Origin of the sequence: Knoellia sp. LjRoot47, assembly GCF_964253435.1 — a bacterium.
Classification (GTDB): domain Bacteria; phylum Actinomycetota; class Actinomycetes; order Actinomycetales; family Dermatophilaceae; genus Knoellia.
Genome location: NZ_CAXUQS020000001.1, coordinates 618,160 through 633,687 on the forward strand (window position 1 = coordinate 618,160; position 15,528 = coordinate 633,687).

17 protein-coding genes are annotated in these 15,528 nt (G+C 72.2%); 2 read left to right on the forward strand and 15 right to left on the reverse strand.

Translation table 11 applies throughout. The features are described 5' to 3' along the window. Nucleotides 1–15: 15 nt before the first annotated feature. The 8 genes from ACSQ11_RS03175 to ACSQ11_RS03210 form a co-directional block, all read right to left on the reverse strand. Nucleotides 16–1,215 carry a pyrophosphate--fructose-6-phosphate 1-phosphotransferase gene (locus ACSQ11_RS03175; protein ID WP_436002974.1) on the reverse strand — a complete coding sequence of 400 codons (1,200 nt, stop codon included), beginning with the start codon at nucleotides 1,213–1,215 and terminating at the stop codon, nucleotides 16–18. A gap of 76 nt (nucleotides 1,216–1,291) precedes the next feature. Continuing rightward, a complete protein-coding gene (locus ACSQ11_RS03180) occupies nucleotides 1,292–2,191 on the reverse strand; it encodes a LytR C-terminal domain-containing protein (protein ID WP_436002976.1) in 900 nt (299 codons plus the stop codon). Nucleotides 2,192–2,616: 425 nt separating this feature from the next. After that, nucleotides 2,617–3,687, reverse strand: coding sequence for an aspartate-semialdehyde dehydrogenase (locus ACSQ11_RS03185; RefSeq protein ID WP_436002978.1), 1,071 nt, complete (start codon nucleotides 3,685–3,687; stop codon nucleotides 2,617–2,619). Between the two features lie 17 nt (nucleotides 3,688–3,704). Then, complete coding sequence (locus tag ACSQ11_RS03190; protein WP_436002980.1) at nucleotides 3,705–4,988, reverse strand: aspartate kinase; 1,284 nt, start codon at nucleotides 4,986–4,988, stop codon at nucleotides 3,705–3,707. Nucleotides 4,989–5,115: 127 nt separating this feature from the next. After that, the gene (locus ACSQ11_RS03195; RefSeq protein WP_436002982.1) at nucleotides 5,116–5,715 is read right to left on the reverse strand and encodes a DUF5063 domain-containing protein; all 600 of its coding nucleotides are present in this window, start codon (nucleotides 5,713–5,715) and stop codon (nucleotides 5,116–5,118) included. After that, nucleotides 5,708–6,307: a recombination mediator RecR gene (recR, locus tag ACSQ11_RS03200; protein ID WP_436002984.1), complete on the reverse strand. Its 600-nt coding sequence runs from the start codon at nucleotides 6,305–6,307 to the stop codon at nucleotides 5,708–5,710. The genes ACSQ11_RS03195 and recR overlap by 8 nt, the downstream gene beginning before the upstream one ends. Nucleotides 6,308–6,468: 161 nt before the next feature. After that, nucleotides 6,469–7,152: a lysophospholipid acyltransferase family protein gene (locus ACSQ11_RS03205; RefSeq protein WP_436002986.1), complete on the reverse strand. Its 684-nt coding sequence runs from the start codon at nucleotides 7,150–7,152 to the stop codon at nucleotides 6,469–6,471. Next, the gene (locus ACSQ11_RS03210; RefSeq protein ID WP_436002988.1) at nucleotides 7,149–9,590 is read right to left on the reverse strand and encodes a DNA polymerase III subunit gamma and tau; all 2,442 of its coding nucleotides are present in this window, start codon (nucleotides 9,588–9,590) and stop codon (nucleotides 7,149–7,151) included. Before ACSQ11_RS03210 ends, ACSQ11_RS03205 begins: the two co-directional genes overlap by 4 nt. 129 nt (nucleotides 9,591–9,719) lie before the next feature. Here ACSQ11_RS03210 and ACSQ11_RS03215 point away from each other — a divergent pair, with 129 nt between their 5' ends. Next, nucleotides 9,720–10,355, forward strand: a complete 636-nt coding sequence (locus ACSQ11_RS03215) for an ABC transporter ATP-binding protein (protein WP_436002990.1) — start codon at nucleotides 9,720–9,722, stop codon at nucleotides 10,353–10,355. A 5-nt stretch (nucleotides 10,356–10,360) separates the two neighbouring features. After that, entirely contained in the window at nucleotides 10,361–11,767 is a 1,407-nt protein-coding gene (locus ACSQ11_RS03220) for a hypothetical protein (protein ID WP_436002991.1), read from the forward strand. On the opposite strand, the gene ACSQ11_RS03225 is transcribed toward ACSQ11_RS03220, so the two are convergent. Genes ACSQ11_RS03225 through ACSQ11_RS03255 form a run of 7 tightly spaced genes read right to left on the reverse strand, consistent with a single transcriptional unit; the run spans nucleotide 11,724 to nucleotide 15,437 of the window. Continuing rightward, the gene (locus ACSQ11_RS03225) at nucleotides 11,724–12,182 is read right to left on the reverse strand and encodes a DoxX family protein (RefSeq protein WP_436002992.1); all 459 of its coding nucleotides are present in this window, start codon (nucleotides 12,180–12,182) and stop codon (nucleotides 11,724–11,726) included. The two genes, ACSQ11_RS03220 and ACSQ11_RS03225, sit on opposite strands and share 44 nt — an antisense overlap. A gap of 20 nt (nucleotides 12,183–12,202) precedes the next feature. Beyond that, entirely contained in the window at nucleotides 12,203–12,838 is a 636-nt protein-coding gene (locus ACSQ11_RS03230) for a hypothetical protein (RefSeq protein WP_436002994.1), read from the reverse strand. Then, entirely contained in the window at nucleotides 12,835–13,071 is a 237-nt protein-coding gene (locus tag ACSQ11_RS03235) for a hypothetical protein (protein WP_436002996.1), read from the reverse strand. Before ACSQ11_RS03235 ends, ACSQ11_RS03230 begins: the two co-directional genes overlap by 4 nt. 2 nt (nucleotides 13,072–13,073) lie before the next feature. After that, nucleotides 13,074–13,913 (reverse strand): hypothetical protein, encoded by an 840-nt coding sequence (locus tag ACSQ11_RS03240; RefSeq protein ID WP_436002998.1) that lies wholly within the window; start codon nucleotides 13,911–13,913, stop codon nucleotides 13,074–13,076. Nucleotides 13,914–13,954: 41 nt separating this feature from the next. Next, nucleotides 13,955–14,320: a hypothetical protein gene (locus tag ACSQ11_RS03245; RefSeq protein ID WP_436003000.1), complete on the reverse strand. Its 366-nt coding sequence runs from the start codon at nucleotides 14,318–14,320 to the stop codon at nucleotides 13,955–13,957. Further along, the gene (locus tag ACSQ11_RS03250; protein ID WP_436006804.1) at nucleotides 14,317–14,772 is read right to left on the reverse strand and encodes a hypothetical protein; all 456 of its coding nucleotides are present in this window, start codon (nucleotides 14,770–14,772) and stop codon (nucleotides 14,317–14,319) included. Before ACSQ11_RS03250 ends, ACSQ11_RS03245 begins: the two co-directional genes overlap by 4 nt. Then, nucleotides 14,769–15,437: a response regulator gene (locus ACSQ11_RS03255; protein ID WP_436003002.1), complete on the reverse strand. Its 669-nt coding sequence runs from the start codon at nucleotides 15,435–15,437 to the stop codon at nucleotides 14,769–14,771. Before ACSQ11_RS03255 ends, ACSQ11_RS03250 begins: the two co-directional genes overlap by 4 nt. Nucleotides 15,438–15,528 lie beyond the last annotated feature (91 nt).

Here is a 15,528-nt window from a genome sequence, read left to right on the forward strand (position 1 = left end):
TCGCAGCCCGCCGCCTCAGGCCTGCTGGATCGACTCCTTGAGCTCGACGAACCACGGCACCGTGGCGTCGAACGCCTTGCCACCGGCGATCCTCGGGAACTCGATGGCGCGCAGCTCGTCGCCCCGCTCCTCGTCCTCGCCCACGACGCCGGACTCGCCACGCAGCGCCGCGTCGACGGCGAAGTCGGTGCAGCGCCGGATGAGCGCGAGGTCCTCGTCGTTGGCGGCGGCCGACCGCGAGAAGTAGCCGGACTTCTGGACCATGACCTTCTCGGCGCCGAGCCGCTCGGCGAACTGCTTGCCGAACCAGGCGCCGGGGTTGACCTTGTCGAGCTGCACGTGCCCGAACGGGTCCACCGGGACGTCCTGCCCGGCGGCCTCGAGCTCGGCGACGACCTCGCTCACCCCCGCACCCTCTGACAGGAAGATGTTGACGCAGCCGATCTCGTCCATGACGGCCTTGAGCCGAGCGCTCTCACCCGCGAGGTCGATGTGCGACTCGGGGACGAAGACGGCGTGCACGTCCCAGCGGCGCTGGTCCAGACCGATGCCCGGAAGCCACTCCTGCTCCCCCACCCACGCGTGGTGCCGACGGGCCGTCTCGGCCGTGAGCCAGCCGCAGTGCCGTCCCATGACCTCGTGGATGATGAGCATGCGCGGGTTGGACGAGTGCTCGGCGAGCACGTTGCGGGCGAACAGCGCGCCCTGCTCGGCTGCGGTCCACGCACCCAGCGACTGGCGGATCGGGATGACGTCGTTGTCGATCGTCTTGGGCAGGCCGACGACCGTGAGCGGGTAGTCGTTCGAACGCAGGTATGCCGCGAGGTCGGCTGCCGTGGTGTTCGTGTCGTCGCCGCCGATGGTGTGGAGCACGTCGACGCCGTCGGCGGTGAGCTGCTCGGCCGCCACGTGGAGCGGGTCCTGCCCCTCCTTGACGAGGCCGCGCCTGACGCAGTCCTCGACGTTGGTGAGCTTGACCCGGCTGTTGCCGATCGGCGAGCCGCCGAAGCGGTGCAGCAGCGCCGCACCCTCACGCACCTCGGGCGTCACCTCGACCGAGCGGCCGGTGAGCAGGCCGGCATACCCGTTCTGGTAGGCGATGATCCGCACATCGGGAGCGATGGAGGTGTAGCGCTCGATGAGGCCGCCGACGGCGGACGACAGGCAGGGGGCAAGGCCACCGGCGGTGAGCAGGGCAACGGTCTGGACAGCCATGGCCCCAGTCTCTCAGTGTGACCGACCGCACAGTGAGGGGCCGCCCGAACCGTGGACGTCGAGGTCGGCTTGCGGGTCAGTCGCAGGGGCGGCTGACCGTCGGTGGGGGGTCCTTGCGCACGGCCTCGCGCGGGGGCAGCTCGGCGGTGGGGGTGACCTGCTCGAACTTGTTGCCGAGGACGACGTCGATGACCATGTTGTTGCGGGGCACCTCGGCGAGGACCGCGCCCTTGATGTGGCGGGCGACCTGCGCGGCGGCGAGGTCGGCGTCGGGGCCGTGACGGATCACGGCGACGTCGTTGGGCAGGAACGAGTGGTCGGGGTCGTTGCCCTGCTTGCCGGGGTTGAACCCGCGAGCGGTGAGCTCGGCCATCGCCGCCTTGGCGAGACCGGGCTTCCAGGTGGCGTTGTAGACGTTGACCTTGTAGGACTTCTGCGCCGGGGGCTTGGGCGGCGGCGCGGGCAGCATGGTGGTGAACTCGGCGCCGAGGACGAAGGAGATCGAGGTGCCGGCGCGACCGTCGAACTCGAGCTCGGCGCCGGCGACGGTCTGGGCGGCGAGCAGGGCCTGGTCCAGCCCGGCCCTGCCGTGGTAGATCCGGACGGGGGCCTTGACGTAGAGCGAGCGTGGGGCGGTGGAGGCCTCGACGACGGTGAACCCGCGGCGGGTGAGGTCCTTGCCGACCTGGTGCGCGGCGCCGTTGAGCCCGGTGGTGTTGAGCACCTTGACCTTGAACGACCCGGTGGCGGGTGCGGGCACGACGGTCGGCTGGCAGGCGGCCGTGGCCGGCTCGTGGGACATCAGGCCGGTGCCGTATGCCGTGGCGATGCTCGCCGTGCCCAGGATGACGGCCGGGATGGTGATGAACGCGGCGAGGTGGCGGAACTGGTAGCGACGCCAGATCTGGTCGTCGCTCAGCTCCTCCTGGGCGCGGGCGCGCTCGAGCAGCTCCTTGTGCACGGTGTCGCGCGTCATGCCGACGCTCCGGCGGGCGAGGTCGCGAGCGGCACGACCCGTCCGCCTGGGCAGCGACCCGCGCTCGGGCGACGACGTCCGATCCCTGAACACGACCACTCCTCACACCTGTCGTCCGACAGCGGTCCCACAACCGCGTGGATGAATTTCACCATGAGTCACACCAGTCACACGAGTAACACGCGCATGTCGTTACCCACACGAGACTCGACCTCGAGCGACATCCCCGGCGACCGCGACCCCCGCGGTCCGCGCAGGGTCGCAGGGCAAGGTGTCCGGCACGGGTCCGGGAGGTCACGCACCGGTCAAGGGCGGCGTGTCGCGCCGCCGAGGACAGCGTGTCCCGCGCGTCGCACGCCCCCGCCGGAGCACTCGCCCGGTGACGCCGCGACGACCGTGCCGCTTCGGCCACGGCCTCGCTACGACTACAGCGTCGCCGCGACGAGCTCGGCGGTCTGGAGCATGTTGAGCGCTGCGCCCTTGCGCAGGTTGTCACCGCAGACGAAGAGGTCGAGAGTGCGCGGGAAGTCGATCGCCTGACGCATCCGGCCCACGAACCGCGGGTCGGCCCCGACGATGTCGACGGGGGTCGGGAAGTCGCCGTGCTCGGGGTCGTCCATGACCACGACGGCCGGGGCCTCGACGAGGGCCTGCCGCGCCTTGTCGACCTGGATCGACTTGGCGAACGTCGCGTGCACCGACACCGAGTGCGTCGACACGACCGGGACGCGCACGCAGGTGGCCGAGACCCGCAGGTCGGGCATCCCGAGGATCTTGCGGGTCTCCTGGCGGATCTTGGACTCCTCGGAGCTCCACCCGTCGCCGACGTGCGAACCCGCGAACGGCAGCACGTTGAGTGCCAGCGGTCCACCGAACATGCTCGGGCCCAGCTCGTGCTCGATGATCCGTCGCACGTCGCCCGGCGCCATGCCGAGCTCACGCTTGCCGCCGACGACGGCCATCTCGTCGTGCAACCGGGACATGCCGGCCCGGCCGAGACCGGACGCCGCCTGGAAGCTCGTGACGACGAGCTCGGTGAGCTCCCACTGCGCGTGCAGCACGGCGAGCACGTCGATCATCGTCATGACGGTCGCACCGGGGTTGGCGATGATGCCTCGAGGCCGCTCGCTCACTGCCTCGGGGTTGATCTCGGGGACGACGAGCGGCACCTGGGGGTCGCGGCGGAACGTCGGGCTGTTGTCGATGACGACGGTGCCCCGCTCGACGGCCACACCCGCCCACTCGGCGGAGATCTCCGGCGGGATGTCGACCACGGCGACGTCGACGTCGTCGAAGAACTCGGGGGTCAGGGCCTCGACGGTGAGGTCCTCGCCGGCCACCCGGCATACGGAACCGACGTCCTCGGCGCCAGCGGCAAGCCGCACGTCTCCCCAGACGTGACGGCGCACGGGCAGCACGTCGCGCACGACGGTGCCGACGGCACCGGTGGCGCCGACGATGGCAAGGGTGGGGGCAGAAGGTGACAGGGTGCTCATCCGATCGGTACCGACGCTCAGCGGCCGGTCCCGGCGTACACGACGGCCTCGCCGTCCTCGGAGTCGAGCCCGAACGCGGTGTGCACCGCCCGCACGGCCTCGTCGAGCAGCTCGCTTCGGGTCACGACCGAGATGCGGATCTCCGAGGTGGAGATCATCTCGATGTTGACGCCGGCGTCGGCGAGCGCGCGGAAGAACGTCGCCGAGACACCGGGGTTCGAGCGCATGCCCGCGCCGACGAGCGAGAGCTTGCCGATCTGGTCGTCGTACTGGAGGCCGCTGAAGCCGACCGCCGCCTGGATCGACTGGAGTGCCTCCATGGCGCCCTGGCCGTCGGTCTTGGGCAGCGTGAAGGAGATGTCGGTGAGGCCCGTGTCGGTGGCCGACACGTTCTGGACGATCATGTCGATGTTGGCCTCCGACGCGGCGACGGCCTGGAAGATCTCGGCCGCCTTGCCCTTCTGGTCCGGGACACCGACGACGGTGATCTTGGCCTCGCTGCGGTCGTGCGCGACTCCGGCGATGATCGGGGCTTCCACGGCTTCTCCTTCGAGGCCACGGGGGCCGGGCTGGTCGGTGACGATCGTGCCCTCCTTCGGCGTGAAGGAGGACCGGACGTGGATCGGGATGTCGTAGCGGCGGGCGTACTCGACGCTGCGCAGGTGCAGGACCTTGGAGCCGCACGCGGCGAGCTCGAGCATCTCCTCGGCGGAGATCCGGTCGATCTTGCGGGCCTTGGGGACGATGCGCGGGTCGGCGGTGAAGACGCCGTCGACGTCGGTGTAGATCTCGCACACGTCGGCCTTGAGGGCGGCCGCGAGCGCGACGGCGGTCGTGTCGGTGCCGCCGCGACCCAGGGTGGTGATCTCCTTGGTCGTCTGGCTCACGCCCTGGAAGCCGGCGACGATGACGACGTGCCCCTTGTCGAGGGCCTCGGTGATGCGGCCCGGGGTGACGTCGATGATCTTGGCCTTGCCGTGAGCCTCGTCGGTGATGACGCCGGCCTGGCTGCCGGTGAACGAGCGGGCACTCATGCCGAGGTCGTGGATCGCCATCGCGACGAGCGCCATGCTGATCCGCTCGCCTGCCGTCATGAGCATGTCGAGCTCGCGCGGCGGCGGCACCGGGCTGACGTCCTGGGCGAGGTCGACCAGCTCGTCGGTGGAGTCACCCATGGCGGACACGGCGACGACGACGTCGTTGCCGGCCTTGCGCGTCTCGGCGATGCGGCGGGCGACCCGCTTGATGCTCTCGGCATCGGCGAGCGAGGAGCCGCCGTACTTCTGGACGACGATGGGCACGAGGACTCCCAGTCGGTTGGATCGCGTGGTTCCGGACGGCTGCGAGTCTAACGAGGTGCTCGACCAGCCGAACCGACGCCCGTATGCCGGTCCGTCGTCACGCGACGTGCCAGCGGCGCAGGGGCCGTCAGGGGTGGAGCGCGTCGAACTCGGCCTCGGCGACCGCATCCGCGTCGGCGTCGAGGCGGATGTGGGCGAGGAGAGCCTGCAAGACCCTGAGTGCGCTGGCCGCGCGCTCGCCCCAGTCGGAGAGATAGCTGAACTGCCACCACCACAGCGCCTCGAGGATGCGGCCCTCGTCGTGGTGGCGCAGGCCGTGGGCCAGGGCGGAGGCGACGACGGTGAGGTCGTTGGACAGGGAGCCCGTGGTGAGCGTGGGCTCGGTGACCGGGTCGACGACGTCGGCGTAGTCGTCGAGGCCCTCGAGGAGGTTGGAGAGGTTCTCGCGCAGCGGGTCCAGCTCGACGTCGGGTCCGGGGTCGGCCTCGAAGCGGTCCTCGGGGACGATGTCCTCGATCGCGCCGAGGCGGGCACCCATGAGCAGCACCTGCGACAGGGCGAGGAGCCCCAGCGGGAGGGCGGCTGCGGGGTTGGCGCCGGACGCGATGTCGGCCACCGTGGCGAGGTAGGTGCGAGCCTCGTGCGCCGAGTCGGCGGCGAGGGCGCGCAGGTCCGACATGCTCTCGGACTCCTCGGGCGACGGGGCCGCACCGGTCGGGTCAGGCATCGAGCAGCCTCCGCCCCTCGAACGCGCGACCGAGGGTGACCTCGTCGGCGTACTCGAGGTCGCCGCCGACGGGGAGCCCGGAGGCGAGCCGGGTGACCTTGAGGTCCATGCCCTTGAGGAAGCGCGCGAGGTAGCTCGCGGTCGCCTCGCCCTCGAGGTTGGGGTCGGTGGCGATGATGATCTCGGTGACCTCACCGCTGGCGAGCCGCGTCATGAGCTCACGGAAGGTCAGGTCGTCGGGGCCGATGCCGTCGATCGGGCTGATCGCCCCGCCGAGCACGTGGTAGCGGCCACGGAACTCGCGAGTGCGCTCGATGGCCACGACGTCCTTGGGCTCCTCGACGACGCAGATGCTCGTGACGTCGCGGCGCGGGTCGGCGCAGATCCGGCACTGCTCGGACTCGGCGATGTTGTGGCAGGTGACGCAGAAGCGGACCTTGGCCTTGACCTGGGTCAGCGCGTCGGTGAGGCGCTGCACGTCCACGGCGTCGGACTGGAGCAGGTGGAAGGCGATGCGCTGGGCGCTCTTGGGGCCCACGCCCGGAAGTCGGCCGAGTTCGTCGATGAGGTCCTGCACTGCGCCTTCGTACACACCTTGAGCCTAGGCCACCGCGCCGCCACTGGGCGCCTGCCGCGCGCTGCGCTGCCCATCGGAGGGAACCTTGCGGCTCCGGACGGAACATTCCCCTCCGGACCCCCGACCTTCCCTCCTGGGGAGCAAAAGTTGGGGCGGCTGGGGCGAGGCGGGACCGGTCAGTCGTCGGGGGTCTCGGTGGCGGGGCGCTCGTTGTAGGTGTCGGCCCGCTCCTGGCCGGTGAGGGCGGCGATCGCGTCCATGACGTCGTCGGTGAGCTGGCGACGCGCACGGCCGGCGGGCAGGCCGGCATACGAGGACGGCTGGATCGGTGACCCGAAGGCCACGGTGACGTCGGCCATCTTGAGACCGCGGGTGCCCACGGGCTGGACCTTGTCGGTGCCGATGAGTCCGACGGGGACGACCGGCACGTTCGCCGTGAGCGAGAGGAAGGCGACGCCGGTGCGGCCGCGGTAGAGACGGCCGTCGCGCGAGCGGGTGCCCTCGGGGTAGATCCCGAACGCCTTGCCCGCACGCAGCACCTCGAGCGCGAGGTCGAGCGAGTCCTGCGCGCCACGCGAGCTGTCGCGGTCGACGGGGATCGCGTCTCCGGCCTCCATGAACCCGCGCACGAAGCGGCCGCGGATGCCGGTGCCGCTGAAGTACTCCGCCTTGGCAAGGAACGAGACCTTGCGAGGGGCGGCGACAGGGATCGCGAACGAGTCGATGAACGACAGGTGGTTGCTCGCGAGGAGCACCCCACCCGTCTTGGGGACGTTGTCCTTGCCGAGGATCGTCGGGCGCCAGATCGCGTGGGCCAGGGACATCACCGCGGTGCGGCTGACCCAGTAGTAGGTGCTCATGCGTCCTCTTCGGAGATGACCTTCCCGCCCAGGACTCGCTCCACGACGGGGACACCGACCTCGCCGAGGCCTTCGATGTCCTCGTCATCGTCGCTGATCGCGGAGTCATCGGCGACCGGCGTCTCATCAGGGTCCGGCTCGGAGGCCACCGCCTCCTTGGCCCGCGCGAACGGGCTGACGACCTCGCCGGCACCGGCAGCGCCCGGCGTCGCCCAGGCGGGGGCACCTCCGCCGTCGTTGCCGCCGCTGCCCCACTCGGCCTGCGTCGTGGGCGGCTGGCTCGGCACGTATGCCGTCGGCTCGCCTCCCGCACCCGGCGCGTCGTGCGCTGCGGCTCCGTTGGCCTCGGCCCGGGCCTGCGCCGACTGTTGCTGCTGCTGCGGCGGCGGGGTGCGTTCGGGCTGCGCCTGCGGCACGGGGTCGGGGCGGTTGGGGTCGATCGTCGGCACGCCGACGGTGCCGCCGATCGCGGAGCCGTCGGCGGGGACGCCCTCGACCCGCGCGTCCACACCGAGCACGTCGATGAGCGCCTGCTGGACGTAGGTCGCGTGCGGTCCGCGGCGGAAGGTGTTGGCGAGGCCGGTCGTCGAGATGCCGAGCAGGAGCCGCTCGCCGTCGTAGTCGAGGACCTGGGCGTGCTCGGACACGAAGGTCCACGTCGTGCGGCGCAGCTCGAAGACCTTGGCGAGGACGTCGGGCCACGACCGGCGGATCGCGGCCGTGTCGAGCCCACCCGGGGCCCGGGTCGAGGCTTGGGGCCCGGGCGCCTGCTGCGACTCCGTTGCGTGCTCCGGCGCGTGCTGCGGCTCCTGGAACTGCTGGCGCTCGGGCGCCTGGGGCTGCGGCTGCTCGGGACGCTGCGGCTGGCCCTGCGACTGCGCCGGCGCGTGACCGCCCTGCTGGGGCTGCCTCGGCTCGGGCGCCTCGTGCTGCGACGGTGGCCGGGGCTCGAGGAACTCGGGCTCGGCGGGCTCGTCGTCGTCCGGGGGCTCCTCGTCGGTGCGCTGGTGTGCGGGCCGCTCGGGGACGACCGGCGCGGCCGGGGCGACGGTGGGCTGCGGCGGCCGGAGGTCACGCTCGTACGGCGCCTGCACCGCGGGAGCGACGGACGCCGCAGGTGCCGCGACCGGAGCCGCAGCCGGAGCCGCAGTCGGCGCCGACGCGGCGGTCCCCTGCGACGGAGGAGCCTGCGTCGGCTGCGGCGCGGCCTGGGGGGACGGCGACGGTGCGGCCACGGGGTGAGCCGCGGCCGGAGCGGACGCCGTGCTCGGGACCCCACCCACGTCGAGGCGACGCTCGAGACGGTCGAGCCGTGCGGCATACCCGCTCTCGCCGGCGGCGGCCGGCAGCAGGATCCGCGCGGCGATGAGCTCGAGCTGGAGCCTCGGCGCGGTCGCGCCGGTCATCTCGGTGAGTCCGGCGTTGACGATGTCGGCGGCGCGCGACAGGGCCCCGTGGCCGAAGCTCGCCGCCTGCTGGCGCATCCGCTCGAGCTGGTCCGGCGGCAGGGCCCGCAGCACCGCGGAGGCACCCTCGGGCACCGCCGCGACGACGATGAGGTCGCGCAGTCGCTCGAGGAGGTCCTCGATGAAGCGCCGCGGGTCCAGACCGGTCTCGATGACGCGCTCGATCGCCGAGAACGCACCCGCGCCGTCACCGGCACCGAACGCGTCGATGGCGGCGTCGAGCAGCTCGCCGTCGGTGAAGCCGAGCAGCGACGCCGCCGACTCGTAGGTCAGCCCGTCGGGCCCCGAACCGGCGATGAGCTGGTCGAGCACCGACAGCGAGTCACGCACCGAACCGCCACCGGCGCGCACGACGAACGACAGCACGCCCGGCGCGACCGCCACCTCCTCGGCGACGCAGAGCCGCTCCATGTAGTCGGAGAGCTGGCCGGGCGGCACGAGGCGGAACGGGTAGTGGTGGGTGCGCGAGCGGATGGTGCCGATGACCTTCTCGGGCTCGGTCGTCGCGAAGATGAACTTCACGTGCTCGGGCGGCTCCTCGACGATCTTGAGCAGCGCGTTGAAGCCCTGCGGCGTCACCATGTGCGCCTCGTCGATGATGTAGATCTTGTAGCGGCTCTGCGCCGGGCCGTAGGACGCGCGTTCGCGCAGGTCACGGGCGTCGTCGACACCACCGTGGCTGGCCGCGTCGATCTCGATGACGTCGACCGTGCCGGCGCCACCACGGGCCAGGGCCACGCACGAGTCGCACTCGCCGCAGGGCGTCGCCGTCGGGCCCTGCTCGCAGTTGAGACAGCGGGCGAGGATCCGCGCGCTCGTCGTCTTGCCGCAGCCACGCGGGCCGCTGAACAGGTAGGCGTGGTTGACCCGCCCCGTGCGCAACGCCTGCATGAGCGGCTCGGTCACGTGCTCCTGCCCGATGACGTCGGCGAACGTCTCGGGGCGGTAGCGGCGATAGAGGGCGGTGCTCACGGCGACCAACCTAGTCGGCGCGAGGGACAGCCGGTATGCCGCGTGCTGGACCTCCCGGCATACGCTCGCCTGCGTCCGCGGAAGTGGCGAGGACGCCGACCGACGTTGCGGACGCAGAGGGAGGAACACGTGGAGATCCGCGCCGAGGACGTCTCGAAGGTCATCGGTCCCGCAGCCCTGCTCGCGCCGGTCTCGGTCACCGCCCCCAGCGGGTCGTGCCTCGTCCTGCGCGGCCCCAACGGCTCGGGCAAGACCACCCTCCTGCGCATCCTCATCGGGGCCCTACCTGCCTCCACCGGGACCGTCCACGTCGGGGAGCACGTCGCCGACGAGCGCGACCCGGCGGTCCGGGCGGCCGTCGCCGCGCTGGTCGGGGCGCCCGCGACCTACCGCGACCTCACCCTGCGCGACCACCTCGTCCTCCTCGACGCGACGTGGGGCGGCGACGCCGACACCTGCGACGACCGCGTCGCCGCAGCGCTCGCGGAGGTCGGGATCGGCGCGCTCGACGGACGGTTCCCGCACGAGCTGTCCTCGGGGCAGACGCAGCTGTTCCGGCTGGCGCTCACCCTCTTCCGCCCCTCGCAGGTCCTCGTCCTCGACGAGCCCGAGCAGCGTCTCGACACCGTGAAGCGCACCCTCGTCGCCGACCTCGTCGCCGCTCGTCGCGACGCCGGTACGACCGTCGTCCTCGCCTGCCACGACCCGGCCATCACCGAGCGGGTGGCCGACCAGGTCGTCGACCTCGTCGCGGCGGAGGGTTGAGTCCCGTGCCGTCCGCCGCCTCCGCCGGACGTGACCGCGAGCGCCTCGCCGACATCGTCCACGTGCTCCACGGCCCGTCGGGCAGTCCCGCGCGCAAGGAGGTGGCGTATGCCGCGTACGTCGCCTTCATCCTCGTGGGCCTCTACGGCTTCCCCGTCCTACGGGCCCTCGTGCGCGCCGGCGACCGGGGCGGGATGGCCGACGCGCTCCGCTCCCCCTGGCTCGCACTGGTGGCGCTCGTCGTCGTCGCGGGCTCGGCGGCGCTCGCGCGCGAGGCGGGCCGGGTCCGTGGCCCGCTGGTGGCGCCGGTGCCGTGGGTCGACCACGTCGTCGCCTCGTCGCTCGACCGGTGGGCGGCGCTGCGGCCGTGGTTCGGGTACTCGCTCTTCGCGGTCCTGGCCGCAGGTGCGACGACCGGGCTCCTCGTCGGCGCCTCGTTCTGGGGCGCACGCGTCGCGCCCTTCTGGGTCGTGGCACCCGCGGTGGTCGTGGGGGCTGCGGTGGGGCTGCTCGTCGGTGGCTCCTGGCTCCTCGGCCAGTCCAGGTCCGGCACGACCGCCGACTCGCCTGCGCCCGGCGACGGCCCGCCGTGGGTCGCAGAAGTGCGCCGGCTCGGCCTGCACGACCTGCGCACGCAGTCGGCACGGTCCAACCGGATCGTCGGCGGAGTGCAGGCGGGCGACCTCCGGGCGGTCCGGCTCGAGGCCGCCCGGCCGGTGACGCGCGCGCGCTCGGCACGGCTGCGGCACCGAGGTCCGGTGATGACACTCGTCGCACGGGACGTCCTCGGTCTGCGCCGTGCCCCCGGCGCCGCTGTCGTCGGCCTCGCCCTCAGCGCCACCGCGGCCTGGGCGCTCGGCGCCACGCTGTCGAGCACCTCGGTCCCACCACTCGTCGCGTTCGTCGCCGCGTTGGTGAGCCACATGGGGTTCAGCAGCCTGTCGGAGGGTCTGCGGCTCGAGGCCGACACGATGGGGACGCCCGCGCTGTTCGGGTCACCACCGGTGCGCGCGGCCGCCACCCACCTGCTCGTCCCCGGCGGGATCCACCTCGCCGTGACGACCGTCGTCGGCTGTGCCGCCGCCGTGGTGGCCGGCGCGGACGTCGGGACCGCCCTTCCCTGGCTCGTCATGACGACGGTGGTGCTCGCGGGCGGCAACCTCCTCGCGGCCTATCGCGGACGGCCGCCGACGGGCCCGTTCAACGCGGTGCCCAGTGCGCAGGGCGTCCTGCTCTGGTTCGCGATGCCACTCCTGCTCGACACCCTCATCGTGGGCGGCATGGTCTGGGGCATCACCCGCTGGCCCACGTCCGGGCTGATCGTCATCGGCTCGTGGGTCGCCCCGGCCGCCATGCTCTATGCGGGGCTCAACCGCGTGCAGTCGGAGTCCCTCGCCCACCGCGACGTGTGAGACCGCCCTCGGGCAACCCCGCGGCATACAGGGCGGCTGCGACGAGCACCGGCTGGAACGCGAGGCGCGCGAGCCGCTTGGTGTCGGTGTCAAGGCCGAACGCGTCGATCCCCTCGACGTACTGCCCGATGTTGCCCGGGAAGATCGCGACGTAGAACGCCGCGAGCGCGAGCCCGGCCATCCGGCGCCGACCCGGGAGGGCGAGCAGGGCGGCACCCAGCCCGACCTCGGCGACACCGGAGGCGAGCACGACGAAGTCCTCGTCGAGCGGCACCCAGTGCGGCACCTGCGCACGGAACTCCTCGCGCGCCGTCGTGAGGTGCAGCACCCCGGCCCCGGTCATGAACGCGCCGAGCGCGATCCGGGTGAGGTTCTGCGGCAGCGTCGCCGGCACCTTGCGCGTGAGGAAACCCATGCCGACACCGTATGCCGCACTCACGAGGACGCTTCGTCGAGAAGGTGCCGGACGTGGTCGGCACATCCCTCGAGCACCCTGAGGTCGCGCAGCGAGGGGCTGACGGAGGCCTCCACCTTGGCCTGCAGCGCCTCGAGCCCTCGTCGGGCGCCGGCGACGTCACCGTCGAGCGCACGCAGGACGGCGACGAGCTCCTCTGGGCGCAGCGCCGGGACCCCCGCCTCGATGAGATCGGCGAGGTATCCTGGACGGTGACAGCTGTCGATGAACCCTTGCGCCCTCTCGTCGACGTCTCTCAGGAGGGTCGACAGGGCACCGGGGACGTCATCGACCGTCGCGAGCGGCACCTCGGACCACCCCTGCTCGGGCGGGAGGTAGCCGATGTTGAGGTAAAGGGTCGTCCACGCCGGCTCCGCCCGGGTCCAGCGTGCAAGGAGGTCACGCGCCTCCTCCACCAGGACACCGACGGAGGGGTCGACGAGGTAGTGGTCGGCCGAACCCTTGGCGGAGCTGGCGACGCCGATCTGCGCCTCGACTCCGGGGGCCACTGCCCTGACGAACCGTTGCGTTCCCCTGACCTTGGTGAACCCACGTTCCTTGAGGGCCGAGGCGATGCCTCGGTACAGCAGGGCGCGGGCGTCACCACGCGCCGTCATGACGTCTCCGCGGCGCGCGGCGGCCTGCGGCTGGCCGGATTCATCGACAGGGCCATGGTCCCCGCAGCGACAGCGTCACGGACGGTCGGCGTGCACGACACCCGCCGGCCGTCGACCTCGACGGTCGCCAAGTGACGCTTGAGCCAGCGATGCAGGCGAGCGGCGAACGCGACGAAGTCGGCGTCCTTCGGCACTCCCTCCGACGTGACCGGCGTGTGAAAGAAGCGACCCACGGTCAGCGTCCCCTCGGACACGGTCGATCGCCTCCCCTCCACGACGGGGTCGACGACGGTGTCGGGCAGCCAGTGGTCACGCGCAGCGATGTGGCGCGGACGGATGCGCCCGACGTCGTTCTTCGCCGCGACGAAGGTGAAGACGTCGGTGGCAGCCGGCGCCTCGGCCGGCGGGGCCTCGGTCGCCCACCACCACGGAAGCAGCCGAGCTCCGTGCACCGTGTCGAGCTGGTCCGCGAGCCGAGCCACGTCGTCGGGGTGGGTGAACACCGCGACCTGTCGTCCGACCGCCATCCGTCACCCTCCGTCGGGCGCACGAAGGTCTCGAGCTCGAGGCGGTACGTCTCGCCGGCGGCGGCCGGCCGCACCTCGAGGACGAAGTCCGACAAGGCACCCTCACGCGGGTCGCCGTCCTCGTCCACCATTCCGGGCTCGGCCTCCCAGTCGATGAACTGGACCACGACGGACCACTCGCCCGCAGCGGTCTCGACCTGCACGCCCTCACCGGGAGGGGATCCGATGCCCTCGAGCCCGCTCAGCACCACCGGGCCCGAGGCGACGAGCCGATAGGCCGCTGACGTCACCGCCACGAACCGCGCCTCGCGCTCGGTGAGCAGGGTTCCCCGGCCGATCCGCACGGTGAAGCCGAACGCGCCGTCCACGCCGATGTTCACCGGCACCAGAGTGCCGGCGGCGACGTGGCCGGCCAGTGCGCCCTCGTCGGCGACGTGGTCCTCCCACTCGTCGATCTCCGAGACGGAGGCGAACGCCTCCGGCTGCCACAGGGCGAACATGCCCGCGTCGGTCCGCACGGGTGCCGTCGTCTCCCACTCAACTGTCATGCGCCACACCGTAGACAGACCGGTCGCCGTCGGCAGCGCGACTACAGCTCGTGCGCGACCTGCAGCGGGGACATCCCGGGATCGAGGGCGAAGTCGAACGAGTACCCGTCGTCGCACACGGTGAGGCCGACCGCGTCGTCGACGAGGCCCCGGACCCACACCATCACCTCGGCCGAGCCCTCCGGGGTCCCGTCGAGGAAGAAGCACGTGAGCTCCTTGTTGACCGCGACCTCCACGACCCCACCCTCCGCAGTGCGGGCCTCCCACTCGAGGACCCGCGACCGGTCGAGCGCGCCGAGGTCGACGACGGGCTTCGCGACCGCCCACTGCTCGGCCACCGCAGCCGCCAGCTCGCCGAAGGTCAGGCCCGCGGCGCCGGCGTCGTCGAGCACCACGAGATACGTCACACCGCGTCCTCGACGGCGACCCGGTCTCGGGGAGACCTCGACTCCAGGCCCGCCCAGACGGCGGCCCGGCTCACGTCGTCCAGCCACTCGTCGAACGACGTCCCACCGCCGGGGAACCACCACTGCGAGTGGGGACCCACGGCGGCGAGGTCGTCGTCGACGTCGTACCTGACCTCGAGCTGCACCTGGACGTAGGACTCGTGCTCCCCGTCGGCATCGACGACCTCGAGCTGCCGCACGACGCTCACGACGAACGTCGGCTCCGGCAACCAGCTCACCGGTCCGTACTGGAAGAGCCAGCCGTCCGCGTCCGCCTCCTCCGGCACGTCGAACTCGACGAAGGAGAGCTCCCGCGCCGCCTCGACCAGCCACGCCAGCGCCGGTTCGTCATGGTCACGCGCCTCGACGAGCCGCGACGCGATCTCGCCCGCTGCGGCGATCGCGTGCTTCATCCTGCGCTCACCACCCCGTGCTCGTAGGCGAAGACCACGGCCTGCGCGCGGTCCCTCAGCCCCAGTTTGGCAAACACGCGTGACACATGGGTCTTGACCGTCTGCTCGGCGACGAACAGCCGGTCGGCGATCTCGGTGTTGGACAGTCCCCGGGCGACGAGCTCGAGGACCTCGAGCTCGCGAGGGGTGAGCTCGCGCAGCCGCGGCGACTCGCGCGGCACACCCGACCGGGTCCGGGTCACCTCGGCGATGAGCCGCTTCGTCACCGACGGCGCGAGCAGCGAGTCCCCGGCAGCGACGACGCGGACGGCCCGGGCCAGCTCCTCCGCCGGCGCGTCCTTGAGCATGAACCCGCTCGCACCGACCCGCAGCGCCTCGTAGACGTAGTCGTCGACGTCGAACGTCGTGAGCATGAGTACGTGCGGCCGGTACGGGCTCGGCGACGCGAGGATCGTCGCGGCCGCGTCGAGACCGTTGACCTCCGGCATACGGACGTCCATGAGGACGACGTCGGGGCGCAGCCGTGCGACCTCGCGCACCGCAGCCGCCCCGTCCGCCGCCTCCCCGACGACCCGGAGGTCGGGCTGCGCCCCGAGCAGCGCACCGAGACCCTGCCGCACCATCGCCTGGTCGTCGACGATGACGACCGTGATGACCTCGCTCATCCCCGCCCCGCCACCTGCGGGCGCCCGACGAGCGGCACGGTCGCGATGACGACGAACCCCTCCCCGACCGGCTCCGCCTCGAACGTGCCGC